This window comes from Pseudomonas sp. AL03, assembly GCF_029960815.1.
Classification (GTDB): domain Bacteria; phylum Pseudomonadota; class Gammaproteobacteria; order Pseudomonadales; family Pseudomonadaceae; genus Aquipseudomonas.
In genome coordinates, this window is record NZ_JASBRE010000006.1 from 164,436 (window position 1) to 181,918 (window position 17,483).

At 60.0% G+C, this 17,483-nt stretch carries 13 protein-coding genes and 1 pseudogene; 6 read left to right on the plus strand and 8 right to left on the minus strand.

The annotated features are described in order from the left end of the window. Positions 1-176 precede the first annotated feature (176 nt). From QK293_RS08715 to gcbA, 8 genes and pseudogenes are all read right to left on the minus strand, one after another. On the minus strand, positions 177-1,385 hold the full coding sequence (locus tag QK293_RS08715; protein ID WP_282376778.1) for a DUF3426 domain-containing protein: 1,209 nt from the start codon (positions 1,383-1,385) through the stop codon (positions 177-179). A 30-nt stretch (positions 1,386-1,415) separates the two neighbouring features. Further along, positions 1,416-2,294: a 50S ribosomal protein L11 methyltransferase gene (prmA, locus tag QK293_RS08720; protein WP_282376779.1), complete on the minus strand. Its 879-nt coding sequence runs from the start codon at positions 2,292-2,294 to the stop codon at positions 1,416-1,418. A gap of 169 nt (positions 2,295-2,463) precedes the next feature. Beyond that, the gene (gene accC, locus QK293_RS08725) at positions 2,464-3,822 is read right to left on the minus strand and encodes an acetyl-CoA carboxylase biotin carboxylase subunit (protein ID WP_282376781.1); all 1,359 of its coding nucleotides are present in this window, start codon (positions 3,820-3,822) and stop codon (positions 2,464-2,466) included. A gap of 17 nt (positions 3,823-3,839) precedes the next feature. After that, positions 3,840-4,301 (minus strand): acetyl-CoA carboxylase biotin carboxyl carrier protein, encoded by a 462-nt coding sequence (gene accB / locus QK293_RS08730; protein ID WP_282376783.1) that lies wholly within the window; start codon positions 4,299-4,301, stop codon positions 3,840-3,842. Between the two features lie 46 nt (positions 4,302-4,347). Next, on the minus strand, positions 4,348-4,800 hold the full coding sequence (gene aroQ, locus QK293_RS08735; protein WP_017336343.1) for a type II 3-dehydroquinate dehydratase: 453 nt from the start codon (positions 4,798-4,800) through the stop codon (positions 4,348-4,350). Between the two features lie 131 nt (positions 4,801-4,931). Then, positions 4,932-6,702, minus strand: a pseudogene (locus QK293_RS08740) (protein-disulfide reductase DsbD). 101 nt (positions 6,703-6,803) lie between these two features. Beyond that, positions 6,804-8,732 carry a methyl-accepting chemotaxis protein gene (locus QK293_RS08745; RefSeq protein WP_282376785.1) on the minus strand — a complete coding sequence of 643 codons (1,929 nt, stop codon included), beginning with the start codon at positions 8,730-8,732 and terminating at the stop codon, positions 6,804-6,806. Between the two features lie 52 nt (positions 8,733-8,784). Next, the gene (gene gcbA / locus QK293_RS08750; RefSeq protein ID WP_282376787.1) at positions 8,785-10,455 is read right to left on the minus strand and encodes a diguanylate cyclase GcbA; all 1,671 of its coding nucleotides are present in this window, start codon (positions 10,453-10,455) and stop codon (positions 8,785-8,787) included. Between the two features lie 287 nt (positions 10,456-10,742). Between gcbA and QK293_RS08755 the strand changes: the two genes are divergently transcribed. The 6 genes from QK293_RS08755 (at position 10,743) to QK293_RS08780 (ending at position 17,470) form a co-directional block, all read left to right on the plus strand. Further along, positions 10,743-11,810 (plus strand): DUF2333 family protein, encoded by a 1,068-nt coding sequence (locus QK293_RS08755; RefSeq protein ID WP_282376790.1) that lies wholly within the window; start codon positions 10,743-10,745, stop codon positions 11,808-11,810. Between the two features lie 3 nt (positions 11,811-11,813). Continuing rightward, on the plus strand, positions 11,814-12,371 hold the full coding sequence (locus tag QK293_RS08760) for an NUDIX hydrolase (protein WP_282376792.1): 558 nt from the start codon (positions 11,814-11,816) through the stop codon (positions 12,369-12,371). 270 nt (positions 12,372-12,641) lie between these two features. Further along, the gene (locus QK293_RS08765) at positions 12,642-13,013 is read left to right on the plus strand and encodes a translation initiation factor Sui1 (protein ID WP_282376793.1); all 372 of its coding nucleotides are present in this window, start codon (positions 12,642-12,644) and stop codon (positions 13,011-13,013) included. 214 nt (positions 13,014-13,227) lie between these two features. Beyond that, positions 13,228-15,141 carry an arginine decarboxylase gene (gene speA / locus QK293_RS08770; RefSeq protein WP_282376795.1) on the plus strand — a complete coding sequence of 638 codons (1,914 nt, stop codon included), beginning with the start codon at positions 13,228-13,230 and terminating at the stop codon, positions 15,139-15,141. A gap of 233 nt (positions 15,142-15,374) precedes the next feature. Beyond that, positions 15,375-16,691, plus strand: coding sequence for a contractile injection system protein, VgrG/Pvc8 family (locus QK293_RS08775; protein ID WP_282376797.1), 1,317 nt, complete (start codon positions 15,375-15,377; stop codon positions 16,689-16,691). Then, positions 16,688-17,470 (plus strand): DUF4123 domain-containing protein, encoded by a 783-nt coding sequence (locus tag QK293_RS08780; protein WP_282376799.1) that lies wholly within the window; start codon positions 16,688-16,690, stop codon positions 17,468-17,470. Before QK293_RS08775 ends, QK293_RS08780 begins: the two co-directional genes overlap by 4 nt. Positions 17,471-17,483 lie beyond the last annotated feature (13 nt).

The window sequence follows — 17,483 nt, forward strand, 5'->3', positions numbered from 1 at the left end:
CTGTTGTGGGGCCGGATCATGAGAGTTCGAAAAAGGGTTGGCATGATACCCGCTCTCGATGACTGGATAAAGGCTGAATTGAACAAAATCTGAACAGTGATTTTGTTATCGCCAGCGGTTTGGTACGAACGGTCAAAGTCAGAAATATGCCGTCAAAGCCGTAATACTGAACCGTTTCACTCGGGCGAATGAAAACTCAGGCTGTAATTCACCGCTTTGGAGCCTGGGTCGAGGATATCCAGTGCGATGTGGATCGGTGTTTGCGGAGGCATTTCCACCATTCCTTCTAGATCGCCATTGAGGTACTCGCCGGGTTTGAAGCGACGGCTGGCGATCAGGTGACCGTTGAGGTCGGCAAAACGCAACTCCAGCAGCGGGAAAGGCTGGGAGAAGGGCGCGCGGTTGTAGATGATCGCGTCGACCACCAGTGCACCGTTGAAGTCCGGGTGGCTGCGGACCACCAGGTTGCTGCTTTTGATTTTGGCGATGTCGACTTTGGACGGCACCGTGCAGCCGATCTGGGGGCACAGTTGCTGGAACCACGGACGGTACTGATCCTGGCGCGCCAGTTCGTCGAAATGGTAAGCGATGTACTGACCGGCGAGCGCCGCCGCGCCGAGCAGGATCAGCAGCAGCCAGAAAAGTCGGCGACCCCAGGGTGAGCGGCGTTTTTGCCAGTCCAGTTGCAGTGGGTCATCGGTCAGGTCGTGCAGGGCTTCAGCGCGGACAGCCGGCTCACGCTTTTTGCGCAGGGGCTCGATCGAGGGCAGGTCGTCGTCGATCTCATCGGTCGCCGACAGGCGTTCGTGATGCATCGGCGCGTCGAGCGGATCGTGCAGGCGCAGTTGGGGCGGCTGATGTTCGTCGTCCAGTTCCACCGGTTCCAGGGACAGCGAAGGTTCGGTGCGCGAGTGTTTGCTCGGCTCGAGTTCCAGCTCCGGCAAGTCGGCTTCAGCGGTCTGCGCACGATCGGCGGCCGATTCGCTGAACAGGCTGTCGGGCCAAGGCGCTTCTTCGTGCTCGACGGTATCGCGGCTAGCGCTCAGGTTGTCTTCGCGGGGGCGACCGAATTCCGTGGTCGGCTGGATCTCCCGTTGTTCGAGGCGGGCGAGCTCTTCGTCCAGGTCCAGGCTGTCCAGATCCAGCTCGGCGGCGGTCCATTGCTTTTGGCTGATGGCCCGCGGCTCCGGTGGTTCGACGACGGCCGGGGCAACTGGCGTGATTGCGTCCTTGCCGGTCCGTTGCTCAAGCAGCTGCTTGGCGGCATTGAACACCTGCAAACACGAGCCGCAACGAACCACTCCGCGGGCCACGCTCAACTGAGTATGGCTGACGCGGAAGCTGGTTTGGCAATGCGGGCACTGGGTGACGAAGCTGTCGGTCATGCGGCGATCCGGTTTATGCAGGCGCTCATTCTAGCGCCGACGGCCAGTGATGCGCACCCAGCCATCGCGATGGGCGATTGGGTCCAGATCGAAGTCCTGAGCGTAGGCTTTGGCGACGTCTTCACCTTGTTCGGCGAGGATGCCCGACAGCGCCAGGCGGCCACCCGGCTTGACCAGGCTGGACAATTGCGGCGCCAGGGAAACCAGCGGGCCGGCAAGGATGTTGGCCACCAGCACGTCGGCCTGAACCTGCGGCAGATCTTCCGGCAGGTACAGTGGGAAGAGCGCTTCGGCAATGTTGTTGCGCCCAGCGTTATCGCGGGAGGCTTCCAGGGCTTGTACGTCGATATCGGTACCGACGGCTTGCTTGGCGCCCAGCAGCAGGGCAGCGATGGCCAGAATCCCCGAGCCGCAGCCGAAGTCCAGCACGTTGCAGTCTTTCAGGTCCTGACCGTCGAGCCATTCCAGGCACAGCGCGGTAGTCGGGTGAGTGCCGGTGCCGAACGCCAGGCCCGGATCCAGCAGCAGGTTGACGGCGTCAGGCTCGGGTGCGGCGTGCCAGCTTGGGACGATCCACAGGCGCTGACCGAAACGCATCGGCTGGAAACCGTCCATCCAGCTGCGTTCCCAGTCCTGGTCTTCGATGATTTCGCTGTGATGCTCGGGCAGCGGGCTGCCCGTCAGCAACTCGAGGTGGGCCAGTACGCTGGCGGCTTCGGTGCCACCTTCGAACAGGGCCAGCAGGTGCGTGTGGGACCACAGCGGCGTGGTGTTGAGTTCTGGCTCGAAAATCGGTTGATCTTCGGCGTCCATGAAGGTCACCGAGACGGCGCCCACTTCAAGGAAAGCATCTTCGTAGGTTTCGGCTTGTTCTGGGCTGATGGCGAGACGGACTTGCAGCCAAGGCATGGCGGGCACCTTTGAAAAATGTTGATTGCAGCCTAGCGGGCTGCGCGAAGCGCGCAAGTTTACGCGAGCGCGGAGCTTTTGTGGGAGCGAGCGTGCTCGCGTTCACATTATGAAACCTTCAGAAACAACAAAGCCGCTCGAAAGCGGCTTTGTTGGTCAGGATCACATCTTAATGCTTGTCGCCAGCCAGCTTGTGTTCCAGGTAGTGGATGTTGACTCCACCTTTGCAGAAGCCTTCATCGCGGACCAGATCGCGGTGCAACGGGATGTTGGTCTTGATCCCGTCGACAACGATTTCGTCCAGCGCATTGCGCATGCGCGCCAGGGCTTCGTCACGGGTTGCGCCGTAGGTGATCAGCTTGCCGATCAACGAATCGTAGTTCGGCGGAACAGCATAGCCACTGTACAGGTGCGAATCGACGCGAACGCCGTTGCCGCCTGGGGCGTGGAAATGCTTGACCGTGCCTGGGCTCGGCATGAAGGATTTAGGGTCTTCGGCGTTGATCCGGCATTCCAGCGAGTGACCGCGGATAACCACGTCATCCTGGGTGTACGACAGCTTGTTGCCAGCGGCGATGCTGAGCATCTCCTTGACGATGTCGATGCCGGTAACCATTTCCGAAACCGGGTGCTCAACCTGAACGCGGGTGTTCATTTCGATGAAATAGAACGCGCCGTTCTCGTACAGGAACTCGAACGTGCCTGCGCCACGGTAGTTGATGTCAATGCACGCCTTGACGCAGCGAGCGAGGACTTCAGCGCGTGCTTTCTCGTCGATGCCCGGTGCCGGCGCCTCTTCGAGAACCTTCTGGTGACGACGCTGCAGCGAACAATCGCGGTCACCCAGATGGATGGCGTGGCCCTGGCCATCGGACAGTACCTGAACTTCCACGTGGCGTGGGTTGGTCAGGAATTTTTCCAGGTAGACCATCGGGTTGCCGAACGCTGCGCCCGCTTCGGTGCGGGTCAGTTTGGCGAAGGAGATCAGGTCTTCTTCTTTATGCACGACGCGCATGCCGCGACCACCACCGCCGCCAGCGGCTTTGATGATCACCGGGTAACCGACTTCGCGACCGATGCGCAGAGCGGTTTCTTCGTCTTCAGGCAGCGGGCCGTCGGAACCCGGAACGGTTGGAACACCCGCAGCGATCATGGCGTGCTTGGCCGAAACCTTGTCGCCCATCAGGCGAATGGTGTCGGCTTTCGGGCCAATGAACGCGAAGCCAGAGTTCTCGACCTGTTCAGCGAAATCAGCGTTTTCCGCAAGGAAGCCGTAGCCTGGGTGAATGGCGGTAGCGCCGGTCACTTCAGCCGCGGCGATGATCGCCGGAATGTGCAGGTAAGACTTTGCAGCCGAGGCCGGACCGATGCAGACGGATTCGTCTGCCAGACCCAGGTGCATCAGTTCTTTGTCGGCCGTGGAATAAACGGCGACAGTCTTGATGCCCATCTCTTTGCAGGCACGCAGAATCCGCAGGGCGATCTCACCGCGGTTGGCGATCAGAACTTTTTCCAACTTCGCAGTCATCAAAGTCTCTCCGCGGTTCAAACGATGGTGAACAGCGGTTGGTCGTACTCAACCGGCTGGCCGTCTTCGACGAGGATGGATTCGATCACACCGCTGGTTTCAGCTTCGATGTGGTTCATCATCTTCATGGCTTCGACGATGCACAGCGTGTCGCCTTTCTTCACGGTCTGGCCGACTTCAACGAAGGATGGCGAGGCTGGCGAAGATTTGCGATAGAAAGTGCCGACCATCGGCGAACGGGCAACGGTGCCGTTCAGAACAGGTGCGGCCGGAGCAGCAGGAGCGGTAGCGGCAACCGGGGCAGCAGCAACAGGCGCCGGCGCCGGAGCATGCATTGGAGCCGGTGCGTAGTATTGCTGAGCCGGGGTCTTGCTGTGACGGCTGATACGTACGGACTCTTCGCCTTCCTTGATCTCGAGCTCGTCGATGCCAGACTCTTCCAGCAATTCGATCAGTTTCTTAACTTTACGGATATCCATGAATCATCAACTCCCAAGGGTCGGTCAGGGGCGTTACGCTTGTTGTTCAAGCTGTTGCCTGTCTTTCAAGCTGCTCTAGGGCGGCCTCCAGGGCCAATCGATAACCGCTGGCGCCAAGGCCGCAGATCACTCCCACCGCTACATCGGAGAAGTAAGAGTGATGGCGGAAAGGTTCGCGTTTGTGCACGTTAGACAAATGCACTTCGATGAATGGGATGCTCACCGCCAGCAGCGCGTCACGTAATGCGACACTTGTGTGCGTAAAAGCTGCTGGGTTGATCAGAATGAAGTCCACACCTTCGCTGCGGGCAGCGTGGATGCGGTCGATCAATTCGTACTCGGCGTTGCTTTGCAGGTGCAGCAAATGGTGGCCGGCTTCACGGGCGCGGCGTTCCAGGTCCTGGTTGATCTGCGCCAGTGTCGTCGCGCCGTAGGTGCCCGGTTCACGGGTGCCGAGCATGTTCAGGTTGGGTCCGTGCAGAACCAGTAGCGTCGCCATCTGCTGTTCCTTGTGATCTGTGTGCAATTGTCAGAACTCGGCGACTATGCCGCAAAGCCTTTGTGACTGTCCAGTTCTATGCAATAGCCAGCACGATGGCCGATGTTTGCGCAAAATATATGACCGGGTTATTAAATCCGGTCATTTGCTTTCGCGACACGTTCGGCGAAGTCACGGGCGTTGATCTCGCCGATGACCCGCACATCGGTGTGTTCGACCCCGTCCTTGCCGAAAAACATCAGCGCCGGCGGGCCGAACAGTTTGTAGCGGTCGAGCAGGGCGCGTTGCTCGGCGTTGCTGGCGGTGATGTCGAAGCGGATCAGTCGATAGCCTTTGAGGCGTTCGACGACCTTGGCGTCGTTGAGCACTTCATGTTCGATGACTTTGCAACTGATGCACCAGTCGGCGTACCAGTCGAGCAGCAGTGGGGTGCCTGAAGATTTGGCTTCGGCGAGGACGCGGTCCAGTTCCGCCGGGGTGCTGATGGTTTGCCAGGCGCTTTGGCTTTGCGGGTTGTTCTCGGTTCACCGTCGTGACTGGCTGGCCGATGGGGTTAAGCAGATTGCTCTGACCGCTGAAAGCTCCATACCAACAGGCCATCGCGTAAAACAGCAAGAACAGCCCAAGCAGTTGTGCCAAACGCTTTCTAGGCGGTTTGTAAACAAATTCCAGTGCCCCGAGAAACAGGCCCACACCGCCCCACAACAGGCCGACCAGCAACAAGGTTATCGGACCTGGCAGCACACGACTCAGCAAGCCGAGGGCGACGCCCAACAATAAGACACCAATGACGTTTTTGACGAAGATCAGCCAGGGACCACTTTTTGGCAGCCATGCCGCACCGCCAGTTGCCACCAGTACCAGAGGCAGACCCATGCCAAGGCCGATCATGAACAGTTTCAGCGCACCACCTACGGCATCGCCGCTAGCGCTTATGTAGAGCAGGGCGCCTACCAGTGGCGCGGAAACACACGGCGAGACCAGCAAGCTCGATACCACTCCCAGCACCGCCGCGCCCCAAAGCGAACCACCTTGAGTGCGACCGGCAATTCGATCCAGGCGACTGCTCATGGCGTAGGGCAGTTTCAGTTCGAAAACACCGAACATGGCCAAGGCGAAAATGGCGAAAAACGTTGCGAACGGCACCAGCACCCAGGCCGATTGCAGCCGCGCCTGAAGATTGAGTTGGGCGCCGAACATTCCCATTAGCGCGCCGAGCGCGGCGAAACACGCCGCCATCGGCAGCACGTAGGCCAGGGAAAGTTTGAAGCCTCGCAAGCCCCCCACCTGATCGCGCAACACCACGCCGGAAAGGATCGGCAGCATCGGTAATACGCAGGGCGTAAAGGTCAGGCCAAGGCCAGCGAGGAAAAACAACGCCAGTTCGCTCCAGCTCCATTTGGACAGGGTGGGCGTGGTTGAGGTGTTGCCCGAAGCAGATGCGCCGACATCTTCGATACTCAGTCGCTCGGTTTCGGGTGGATAACACAGCCCTTTATCGGCGCAGCCCTGATAAGTCACCACCAGCGTGAACGCTCGTTGATCGGTGCGCGGCAGCTCTACATCGAGAACCCCGTGATAGACCTCGACATCGCCAAAGTACTCATCGTGTTTCTGTTCGCCCTTGGGCAGTTGCGCGGCGCCCAGGCCAGCATCGGCCGGGTCTGCGCGAAACTGAAAACGATGCCGGTAGAGGTAGTAACCCTCTGTAGCGATGAAACGCAGCTTGATTGATTGCGGCGTGCTTTCGACCAGGCTCAGATGAAAGGCTTCGCGCACCGGCAGGAAGTCGGCGCTGTTGTTGATCGAGCCCAACGTCGAACTGGGTTGACTCTCCAGCAACCCGGCGGCGGTGGCCGGCAGGGTGAGCACTATAAGCAGCAGGCAGAGCAAACGGCGCATGACAATCTCGCGTATCGAAGGTGAGGGCATCATAGCGGACAGCGGTCGGGTGTGCAGGGTGGGGAATTTTGCGGTGATTGTTCTGGTGCCTTCGCGAGCTATCAGACGCGGAAGGCTTGGACGGCGGTATGCAGTCGTCCACCCAACACCAACAAATTCTCCCCTTGCACGCGCCCTTCACCAATCCTCAGCAAGTTATCCCCACCCAACTGGTGAATCCGCTCACTGTGATCGCGGATCTCACTGACCGCACCGCTCTGTTGAGCCGTGACATCGGCAATGCGCACGGCGGTGTCGGAAATGGTCTGGATCGCCCCGACGATTTTATCCAGTGCACCGTCGGCGGCCTGGGCCTGATTGGCGGTGGCTTCGGCGTGTTCGACCTGGGCGCGCATGCCTTCCACTGATTGTCGTGCGGCGGTTTGCAGTCCAGCGATCAACGTCTGGATCTCTGCGGTGGCGCCGGCGGTGCGTTGTGCCAGTGAGCGAACTTCTTCGGCCACCACCGCAAATCCACGACCCATTTCCCCGGCGCGGGCCGCTTCGATGGCGGCGTTAAGCGCCAGCAGGTTGGTCTGGTCGGCGATCGAGCGGATCACCGTCAGCACGCCGCCAATGGTCGCCGACTCCTCGGCCAAGTGCTCGATCATCTGTGCATTGCCTTGGACTTCACCCACCAGCGCATGCAGGCCGGTGAGGCTCAAGCCGATGACTTTCTGGCCATGCTCCACCGCCAGCCCGGCATGGCGGCTGGCATCGCCGGCAACCTGTTGAATGGTCGCTTCCAGTTCACCGAGAGAATCGCGGATCAGCGCCGTGTCGCCGGCCTGATGTTCGGCGCCGCTGTGCAGGTCATTGCTCAACTCGGCCAGTGTTCGGCTGCTACCGGCGACCTGTTCGGCGTTGAGGCGAATGGTCCCTACCAAGTCGACCAGGTAGGCGCGCAAGCGATTGAGCGAAGCTTGAATGTCATGCAGTTCGCGATTGGTTGCGCCCAATTCAATGTCCCGGCTGAAGTCGCCCTCGGCCCAGGTCGAGAGGGCTGGCGCGAGGTTGGTCAGGGTTCGGGCCAAGCGTCGTTGCAGGGTGTCGATGAGCAATGCGATCAACAGGATCAGACCGATCATCACCCCTTGCATCAGCCGCACTTCGCCCTGGATCTGTCCGTGCTGGGCGCGAACCACCGGTTCCAGCCCAGCGATGACCTGCTGCACGGCGGCGATTTTCAGGTGAGTGGCGGCGCTGAGGTCGGTGCGTTTCTGGATCTGGTCGCGTGTGCGTGTCAGTTCGGCCGGGTAACGACTGAGGAGGCTGTTCAGTCCACGTTTGAGGCCGGCGCCAGCCTCTTCGACGACGGCTTTTTCGGTGTTCTCCAGGCCCATCATCGCCGCGAAATCATCCGTGTTCGATTCACTTTTGCTCGTCACGCCCAGCAGCGGCAAGGCGTCCAGAAGCTCAGCCTGGGTACGGATGTTGCTGACTTCACGCTCGACATCGGCGGCCAGTTCGCTGCGGCCGCTGCTGACCAGTTTGTCCCGGACCAGCGACAGTTTGCCCAAGTGCTGGGAGGCCGCGAGCAGCGGTGTCAGATACGCCGCGTTAGCGCTGGCGTATTGGCTGAGCTGATCGAGGCTGGCACCGAGTTCGCGTTCGGCTTGCAGCAACAGCGCCTGCGGATCACCGGCCAGCTTGCCGGCCGCCAGCAGATCGGTTTTGCTGAACTCTTCCAGGTTCGACAGGCTCGGGCGCAGGGTGTCGGCCAATGCCGGCGGCAACTCGCCGAGTTCCTTTTGCAGGCCGTCGATGGCCTGGCTAGCGCTGCTCAGGCGCAGGGCATCGCCGCTGGCGAGATAGTCCTCGATGTTACGCGCGACTTCATTTTGAAATTGTTGGGACAAGCCCAGGTAACGCTCCATCAGTAAATAGGGGCGCTCCAGGGCCTTTTGCGACCACCAAAGTGTGGCGCCAAGGGCCACGCACACGGCGACTAAAAGGAGGGTGTTGAGATTGGTCAGCAGCTTCAGGCGCATTGTGGGTCTACCAACGGCAGAATGGTAAGCGCCTGAAGTTATTGCGTTTCTGTTACGGGGTTATGACTGAATGGGTCGATTCCGATGAAAAAGTGGCACTTTGCTTTGACGTCCGCGCGGCCTGAACGCGGTTGCGTCCGGCGTCCTTCGCGCGGTACAGCGCTTCGTCTGCCTGGCTGGCCATCATCAGGCTGTCGGAGTTTTCGCACAGTTCCACCACCCCGGCGCTGAACGTGCACCAAAGGTCCTGTGGTTGGGCCGGGTAGTGAATCTCGGCAAAGCGTCGACGGATCTCGTCGAGCACCTTGTGAGCCGATTCGAGATCGGTGTCCGGCATGACGATGGCGAATTCTTCACCGCCATAACGGCCGATGAAATCGGTCTTGCGCAAGCGTTGCTTGAGAAACAGCGCCAGGCTCTTGATCACCCGATCGCCCATGGGGTGGCCGTGGCTGTCGTTGACCCGTTTGAAGTGGTCAATGTCGAGCATCGCAAAGCTCAACGGCTTGCTCTCGCGACGGGCGCGGAAGCTGCAGTCTTCGAGCAATTGCAGGATGTGCGTATGGTTGTACAGCCCGGTGAGGCTGTCGCGAACCATCCGCGATTTCAGATGGCGTGCCCGTGCCGCGCGGTTGCGCACGGTCGTGATCAGGTGTCGCGGCTTGATCGGTTTGGTCAGGAAGTCGTCGCCGCCCTCGCTCATGGCGTCGAGCTGCTTGTCCAGATCATCTTCGGCGGACAGGTAAATGATCGGCACGCTGACGTAACGGTCGTTATGACGGATCACCTTGGCCAATTCAGTGCCCGTGCAGGCCGGCATGTACATGTCGAGGATGATCAGGTCCGGCTGGAAGTCCGCGAGCTCGGCCATGGCCTGGATCGGCTCGATCAAAGTCCGCGTGACGATCCCGGCGCCGTTGAGCAGGCGCTCGGTGTGCAAGGCCTGGGCGCGGGAGTCGTCGATGATCAACACTTTATAAGGTTCGTACTGGGCGACGCAGGTCAGGACTTCAATCTTCTCCAGCAGGCTCGACGCTTCGAGGGTGCCGGTCAGGAATTCCTGGCCGCCGGCGCGCACGGCGGCGAGGCGAGTCGGGGTATCCGTTTCGTGCAGGCTGAAGAACAACAAGGGCAGCGTGTGGTCGAGGCCTTCCTGTGCTTCGGCGGCCAGTTTCAGGCCGATGCCGGGGCCGCTGAAGTCCACGTCCATGACGATCGCTGCAGGCAAGCGCTCGACCATTGAGGAGCGGAACGCCGAAACGCTGTCGAGGGCTTGAGCGCTGAGCCCAAAAAATTCTAGCTGCTTGGCCAGACGCTCGGCGCGGTCGTAATCCTGCAACATCACGTAGATCGGTTTGCGCAGGGGCGGCAGAAAGGTTTGGTCCATCTGATCGCCATGGCGCAGGCCGGTGCGTGACAGGCGCTGCATCAAACGATTGAGTTCAGTGATCAGTCCGCTGCTCAGGCGTCCGCGATTGGCGTCGACAGCCTCCAGCGACTGACCGATGTGGCGCGCCAGTTGGGTGTGTTCAGGTTGTTCGAATCGCTCAGCGAAACGCAGCAGGCGCAGATTGGCTTCGCTCAGTTCCGATAAGTCGGTGGTGGACCACTCGCTGCATTGCAGGCGCTGCCATATCTCAAGAATCTGACGTGCCTGATGAATTACCCGCTGGGCAAAGTGGTGCTTGAGGCGCTCACGGCTGGGGTCTTCTGGCTCGGTCATATCCTGACTACTAGTTAGGGTGCATGCTGAGATCGACTGGTGGCTCTATGCTAGCACCTCTTTTTCGATCGCATGAGTGTCGCACGTCAATAAACTGCAAAGCGACGTTATTCAGTTTATGACCGACTGGTCGAATAGGCTCAGCGCTGTGCTTCATTTATAGTGGCTCTCGATCCCGATCATTGTGCGGTAGCCGTTTTATGCAGGATTAATGCGCGGCACACGAGGCACGATGCGATAGGGTTGTGGTCGAACCGATGAACTCAAGTGATTGAAAGGATATCGCCATGCTGGACTGGAAGAACCGCGCGGGCAGCGCGCCCGAACGTGCCGCTGAACCGAAATCGGCCACCCGCAGTTACTTGGGGGGCCTGTTGTTCAGCCGAGCGCTGGCCACTCTGATTGCCATTTACTTGCTGGTGGCTATTGCGCTGGGCTGGTACTGGAGCCAGGAACCTGCGCTGTTCCCGGTTCAGCAGAATGCCCAGATGGCCGCCGAGAAAGAAGGCAAGCAAATGGTCATCGGCTACACCACGGTCGAAACCCTCAAGACCGTCGCCGGTACTTTGCTGACCAAGCCGGGCGGCTATATTTCCAACGACCGTTTTCCACCGGGCCTGTGGATGGACAACACGCCGAGCTGGGAATATGGCGTGCTGGTCCAGGTCCGTGACTTGACGCGTGCCTTGCGTAAAGACTTCGCCCGCTCGCAATCGCAATCTGCCGAAGACTCCGATCTGGCCAAGGCCGAGCCGCGTTTCAACTTCGACAACAAAAGCTGGGTGCTGCCATCCAGTGAGTCCGAGTACCAGGAAGGCATGAATTCCCTGAGCCGTTATCAGGCGCGGCTGTCCGATCCGTCGCAGAAAAACGCGCTGTTCTATGCCCGCGCCGACAACCTGAACAACTGGCTGGGCGATGTCGGCACCCGTCTGGGTTCGCTGTCGCAACGGCTGTCGGCCAGTGTTGGCCGGGTCAAGCTCAACACCGCGCTGAAAACTGAAGTCGTCGCTCCAGGTCAGGTGCCGCAGGTTGACGAAGAGATCGTCGAAACCCCGTGGATGCAGATCGACAATGTGTTCTACGAAGCCCGCGGTCAGGCCTGGGCCTTGTCCCACCTGCTGCGCGCCATCGAAGTCGACTTCGCCGACGTGCTGGCCAAGAAGAACGCCACGGTCAGCGTGCGCCAGATCATTCGTGAGCTGGAAGCCTCGCAAGAACCGGTCTGGAGCCCGATGATCCTTAACGGCAGCGGCTTCGGCGTGCTGGCCAACCACTCGCTGGTCATGGCCAATTACATCTCCCGGGCCAACGCCGCAGTGATCGATTTGCGCCAACTGCTCAATCAGGGCTGAGTCATGGTCGATAGCGCCAGAGAGGCCGCCCATCGCGCGGCCTCGGATGCCGAACAGATCGCCTGGGTTGACGAGCAGGACAACCTGCTCGGCGCCTTGGTCCGCTCCGACCTGCGCGAACGCGGGCTGATCGGGCGCGGCACTTACATCATGCTGTTCAATTGCGCCGGTGAACTCTGCGTGCATCGACGCACGCTGAGCAAAGCTATTTATCCAGGTTTTTGGGACGTGGCGGCGGGAGGCATGGTGCTTGCGACCGAAACCTACGCCGAATCGGCCGCCCGTGAACTGGAGGAAGAGTTGGGCGTGAGCGGCGTCGAACTGACCGCCCATGATCACTTTTTCTTCGAAGACACCGGCAATCGGCTGTGGTGTTCGGCGTTTTCGGCGGTGTGGGACGGCCCGTTGATCCTGCAGCCGGAAGAAGTGCTGGAAGCGCGGTTTATTCCGATCGATCAGGTGATGCTGGAAATCGAGGAGAAGCCTTATTGCCCGGACTCTTTGGCCGCGTTGAAGCGTTATCTGAAGGCTCAGCAAAGCAACGTCGCAAAGAAGGCATAAATTGGCGCCGATTGGCTCTTAGCAAGTCGGCTTTTTGCCGTTACACTGCGCGACCTTTTGTAGGAGCGAAGCTTGCTCGCGAAGGTCGTCAACGATAACGCATACATTCAGGATGTACGCGTCGTCCTTGCGATCTTCGCGAGCAAGCTTCGCTCCTACGACAAGCAATTCCGTTTCAGTAGCGCTGCCCCTGCCTGAGTGGGGCTTCGCGGTCGATGGCACCTGCCCAGGTTGCCGCGACCAGTCTTTGTCCTCCCAAGAGGATTGCCGGTGGCCAAAAAAGCCGCATCCTTCGCCGCCCTTGGTGGCCTGGTATTTTCCACCGACGCAGGTCGTCATTGCCCGGATTGCAGCAAACCGGTGGATGCCTGTATCTGCAAGCAAACCGTGATCCCGTCCGGCGACGGCATCGCTCGCGTGCGTCGCGAAAGCAAGGGCCGTGGCGGCAAGACGGTGACCACCATCACTGGCGTGCCGCTGGCTGAAGACGCGCTCAAGGACCTGGCCACCACGTTGAAGAAACGTTGCGGGACCGGCGGGGCGTTGAAAGACGGAATCATTGAAATCCAGGGCGATCATGTCGAGCTACTCTTGGCCGAACTGATCAAGCACGGTTTCAAAGCGAAGAAGTCCGGCGGCTAGCAGCCTCTGTGAAAACCACCCTCGGCTTGATCCAGTCCTGACAGCAGGTCTGGCGTCGTCTACATGGTTTTCACAGAGCCTGTTCTGACCGGTTTCTAAACTCACTGCGGTCAGCGAGGTCTACCCCCTCGTTGACGAACCGTCATTTTCATTCTTTAGACTGCGCCGGCCTGAACCCAGGCGACGCTCTATGACTTCTTTATAGGGGACTTCAATGTCCGTACGACGCACACGCAAAGACGATGGCAGCCAATGGACAGTTGCGGACAGCCGCAGTGTTTACGGGATTCGCCATTGGGGGGCCGGGTATTTCGCGATCAATGACGCCGGTCGCGTCGAAGTTCGTCCGAACGGTCCGACCAGTTCGCCTATCGACCTGTTCGAGCAAGTTGACCAGCTGCGCCAAAGCGGCCTGTCCTTGCCGTTGCTGGTGCGTTTCCCTGACATTCTGCAAGACCGCGTGCGCCAGCTGACCGGCGCGTTCGATGCCAACATCGAGCGTCTGGAATACCAGAGCAAGTACACCGCGCTGTACCCGATCAAGGTGAACCAGCAGGAAGCGGTGATCGAGAACATCATCGCGACCCAAGACGTGTCCATCGGCCTGGAAGCCGGCTCCAAGCCTGAGCTGCTGGCCGTGCTGGCCCTGGCGCCGAAGGGCGGCACCATCGTCTGCAACGGCTACAAGGACCGCGAATTCATTCGTCTGGCGCTGATGGGTCAGAAGCTTGGCCACAACGTGTTCATCGTGATCGAGAAAGAGTCCGAAGTCGCGCTGGTGATCGAAGAAGCCGCCTCGCTCAAGGTCAAGCCTCAGGTTGGCCTGCGCGTGCGTCTGTCGTCCCTGGCGTCGTCCAAGTGGGCAGATACCGGTGGCGAGAAATCCAAGTTCGGTCTGTCGGCGGCGCAACTGCTGTCGGTGGTCGAGCGTTTCCGCGCGGCTGGCCTGGATCAGGGCATTCGCCTGCTGCACTTCCACATGGGCTCGCAGATCGCCAACCTGGCGGACTACCAACACGGTTTCAAGGAAGCGATTCGCTACTACGGCGAACTGCGCAACCTCGGCCTGCCGGTTGACCACATTGACGTCGGCGGCGGTTTGGGCGTGGACTACGACGGTACTCACTCGCGCAACGCCAGCTCGATCAACTACGACATGGACGATTACGCCGGTGTCGTGGTCGGGATGCTCAAGGAGTTCTGCGACGCGCAGAGCCTGCCGCACCCGAACATCTTCTCCGAGAGCGGTCGTTCCCTGACCGCTCACCACGCCATACTGGTGGTGCAGGTGACCGACGTCGAGAAGCACAACGACGACGTGCCGCAGATCGAGAACAAGGAAGCGCTGCCGGAAACCGTGCAGTGGCTGGTTGACCTGCTGGGGCCGACCGACATCGAGATGGTCACCGAAACCTACTGGCGCGCCACGCACTACATGAGCGACATCGCGACCCAATACGCCGATGGCAAGCTGACCCTGGCGGAAAAAGCCCTGGCCGAGCAATGCTACTTCGCCGTGTGCCGTCGCCTGCACAACTCGTTGAAGGCCCGTCAGCGTTCCCACCGTCAGGTGCTCGACGAACTCAACGACAAGCTGGCCGACAAGTACATCTGCAACTTCTCGGTATTCCAGAGCCTGCCGGACACCTGGGCCATCGGTCAGGTGCTGCCGATCCTGCCGCTGCACCGTCTCGACGAAGAGCCGCTGCGCCGTGCCGTACTGCAAGATTTGACCTGCGACTCCGACGGCAAGATCAAGCAATACGTCGACGAGCAGAGCATCGAAACCAGTCTGCCGGTTCACGGTTTGAACGAAGGCGAAGACTACCTGCTGGGTATCTTCCTGGTCGGCGCCTACCAGGAAATCCTCGGCGACATGCACAACCTGTTCGGTGACACCGATTCGGTGAACATCTACCAGAACGCCGACGGCAGCGTGTACCACGCGGGTATCGAAACCCACGACACCATCGAAGACATGCTGCGTTACGTGCACTTGTCGCCGGAAGAGCTGATGACCCACTACCGCGACAAATGCGCCAGTGCGCGTATCACCGCCGCCGAGCGCACCCAGTTCCTCGATGCTCTGCGTCTGGGCTTGACCCGTTCGTCTTACCTGTCTTCTTGAGGTAAGGCACCGCTCTCATCAGGTTGTCTGAAAATGTACCGCTCGTTGCGGAAATTTCAGATGAGCTGGTGGGACGCCTCCCTGATTTCACGCGAGATGACTCACATTCTTGGCCATCCAAGCGATGTGGTCTTCTTTTCGCGTAGGTCATTTCCTAAGTTGTACTTCGGCACTCTACTCGGCCAACTCTCTCGGAGAGAATCGCCTGCCGCCCCTCCTGTAGAGAATCGCCGATGTTCGATCCAGTCAACGAGCCGTCATTTCGTCTGGATGTAGAGGGTTTGCCCGACCCCTTTGAGGTCTTGGCGTTTACCGGTCGAGAAGCCATCAGCGAGCCTTTTGTGTTCGACGTGGATCTGCTCATCGATGACCTGACACTCGACCTTGCAAGCCTGCTGTACCGTCCGGCCTTTTTGCACGTCGGGCCTGCGGAAAACGGCTTCCACGGACAATTGCATGAACTTGTCCAGCACGACCATCACCCGGCTGTCAGGCTTTGCCGCATACGTCTGAGGCCGAAGCTGGCGTGCCTTTCCCTGCGCTTCAGTCAGCGAATCTTCAGCGCGCGCTCGGTACCGCAAATCCTTGATCAGGTGCTCAAGGAACACGGCATTGCCGGCAAGGATCGGCGTTTCGAGCTGAGTGGCGATTACCCGCCCCGTGACTTTTGTACGCAGTACCGGGAATCGGACCTGCAGTTTCTCCAGCGCTTGTGTGCCCAGGAACAGCTTCATTACCACTTCGAACACCGTGCGGACGCGAACTGCGTGGTTTTCGGTGAGGGTCAGGGGCATTTTCGCCTCGGTGAAAATGCACGCTTCGAGGTCGAGAGCGAGCAACCGGCAGTGCGCCAGTTCGAGCTTCAGAGAGGGCGACGAACCCCGCAAAGTGCCGAAGGTCGTACGGACCTGACGTCGCTGCGCAGTGGTCAGCTGATGCCGCTGTTCGGCCATCCGATTGCCGACTGGAACCATCTCTGGCTGCTGACCCATGTCGAGCATCAGGGGAGCCAGGATCCAATGGCCCCCTACAGCAACCAGATCCGCGTGGTTCACTGGGAGGCGCCTTTTGTATCGCCTCACTCTGCAGCGAAACCAACGATGCACAGCCTGCAACGGGCTTGGGTGGTCGACATCGATGAATCGCCGCCCGATGCCTCAAGACCGGTTGCCGTGCAATTTGACTGGCTCTATCAGGGCGAGGGTGCGGCGCCCAGTCACTGTTGGCTGCCGTTGGCCGCTGAACTGGGGGGCGCGGCAGTCACGCAGTTGAGTGTGGGGGCTGAGGTCGTGGTGAGCTTTATCGAGGGGGATCCGGATAAGCCGTTGATCACCGGGTTTATTCACATGCCAAAGCCTGTTGAGGAGGCTAAAACACCCGTCACGACCGATGATTGGCCGCCCATTGAAGGCCTGCAGGAATGGCTGCAATCGAGCGAGCCCTTGATGTTGCTGTGCCTGCTGCCCGGTGGCGGCAGTTTCAGCCATTGCACGCAAGCCCTTTGCACCTGCCGGGCGGCGATGCGGTTTGGCCAGAGCGGTGCGGCATGATCGCCGCGACCCCGCAATGGCTATTGCTGGATGTACCGGGTGCGTCACAGGCTCGGGCGACACTGCAACAGAAGTTTGCGCATGCCCGGTGGTTCTGGTTGTTCGAAGGCACTGAGTGGCATGCATTGCGTGAACATGGACCGGCCCTGATCGACCTTCGGACATGCCCTGTGCTGGCCGGGTTGTGCCACAGCGAAGCGCCACTCTGGCGAGGCTTGCTGGTCGCCAGTGAGACGTCGTCGTCGCCGTTGCTGGCGCATTTGCGCCGGATGCTCACGGTCACTTTCGACCCACATCACCGGGCCTTGTTGAGTTACTACAACCCACACACCGCCAGTTACTTTTTTGATGCCTGCGATGCGCTGGAGCTGAGCCGCTGGCTGGGTCCGATCAGACAGTTGCGCTGGTTCGGCGGGACCTGGGCCGACCGCGCAGTCGGCAGTCAGGGCTGGCAACAGTTGGTCAACCCGGGGCTTGCCGTCAGCCCTTTGGCGGTTGAAGAAAACCTCAGCCCTCGTCATCGGGAAAAGCTGCAAACCTGTGTGTTGGAACAGCACACTTGGCACTGGAGCAAATCTACCGGGACCGAATACCACACGCTGTGGTCCCACGTGCAGGAAGGGCTGGCGCTGGGTTTCAGCGAACGTCGGGTGCTCGATGGCTGGTTATGGCTACGCTTGCAGTACCCCGGCGCGTTTCCTGCGCTACCGTTGCCGGGCGTCACCCAACAGGAACGTCTCGATAACCTGCGCAATCTATGGCAGAACGATCAGCCCTGAACATGAGGTTCGA